General features: G+C 50.4%; 2 tRNA genes and 2 rRNA genes. All 4 read left to right on the top strand.

Annotated elements, in window-relative coordinates:
• A 16S ribosomal RNA gene (locus H3H36_RS26245) occupies positions 1-520 on the top strand; the annotation flags it as partial.
• Positions 521-594: 74 nt separating this feature from the next.
• Positions 595-671, top strand: a tRNA-Ile gene (locus tag H3H36_RS26250).
• 1 nt (position 672) lies between these two features.
• A tRNA-Ala gene (locus tag H3H36_RS26255) sits at positions 673-748 on the top strand.
• A gap of 228 nt (positions 749-976) precedes the next feature.
• A 23S ribosomal RNA gene (locus H3H36_RS26260) occupies positions 977-1,465 on the top strand; the annotation flags it as partial.

A 1,465-nucleotide genomic window follows, 5' to 3' on the forward strand; every position in this document is an offset into this window, starting at 1 on the left:
GGGGAGTGCTCGAAAGAGAACCTGCACACAGGTGCTGCATGGCTGTCGTCAGCTCGTGTCGTGAGATGTTGGGTTAAGTCCCGCAACGAGCGCAACCCTTGTCATTAGTTGCTACGAAAGGGCACTCTAATGAGACTGCCGGTGACAAACCGGAGGAAGGTGGGGATGACGTCAAGTCCTCATGGCCCTTATGGGTAGGGCTTCACACGTCATACAATGGTACATACAGAGGGCCGCCAACCCGCGAGGGGGAGCTAATCCCAGAAAGTGTATCGTAGTCCGGATTGTAGTCTGCAACTCGACTGCATGAAGTTGGAATCGCTAGTAATCGCGGATCAGCATGTCGCGGTGAATACGTTCCCGGGTCTTGTACACACCGCCCGTCACACCATGGGAGCGGGTTTTACCAGAAGTAGGTAGCTTAACCGCAAGGAGGGCGCTTACCACGGTAGGATTCGTGACTGGGGTGAAGTCGTAACAAGGTAGCCGTATCGGAAGGTGCGGCTGGATCACCTCCTTTCTAGAGTCGCACTGGTCTTCGGATCATCCTCAAGCGTTCACACTTATCGACTGTAAATTAGAAGAACAGCATTTGGGGCTGTAGCTCAGCTGGTTAGAGCACCGTGTTGATAACGCGGGGGTCGTTGGTTCGAGTCCAACCAGCCCTACCAGGGGGGATTAGCTCAGCTGGGAGAGCACCTGCTTTGCAAGCAGGGGGTCGTCGGTTCGATCCCGTCATCCTCCACCAAAAAGCTCAAACGTAAGCATGCGTGTTTAGGTTTGATCTTTTAGAGATCAAGTGCTGTATGTTCTTTAACAATCTGGAAGAAGTAAAAGTAAAGATTATTTATTGATCGTTTTACTGTAAAAGGTAGAACGATGGGTAATGATTGTATGTATCAACAAACGCAACAACGTAGTACTTCTTATTTCTATAACCGCTCCTTTGTTTAGTCGCAAGGGGCTAAAGTTATAGGGACAAGTGAATAAGTGCACATGGTGGATGCCTTGGCGATTACAGGCGATGAAGGACGTAGTAGCTTGCGATAAGCTGCGGGGAGTGAGCAAACACACTTTGATCCGCAGATTTCCGAATGGGGAAACCCGGCCTTTCAGGTCATTGCATGCTGAATACATAGGCATGCAAAGCGAACGCGGCGAACTGAAACATCTAAGTAGCTGCAGGAAAATAAATCAACCGAGATTCCCAAAGTAGTGGCGAGCGAAATGGGAAGAGCCTGTACGTGATAGTCGAACTGATAGTGGAATCCTTTGGAAACAGGAGCCATAGCGGGTGATAGCCCCGTACACGAAATCAGAGCGGTGGTACTAAGCGTACGACAAGTAGGGCGGGACACGAGAAATCCTGTCTGAAGATGGGGGGACCATCCTCCAAGGCTAAATACTCGTAATCGACCGATAGTGAACCAGTACCGTGAGGGAAAGGCGAAAAGAACCCCGGGAG

Source organism: Rugamonas fusca (assembly GCF_014042365.1).
Classification (GTDB): Bacteria; Pseudomonadota; Gammaproteobacteria; order Burkholderiales; family Burkholderiaceae_D; genus Rugamonas; species Rugamonas fusca.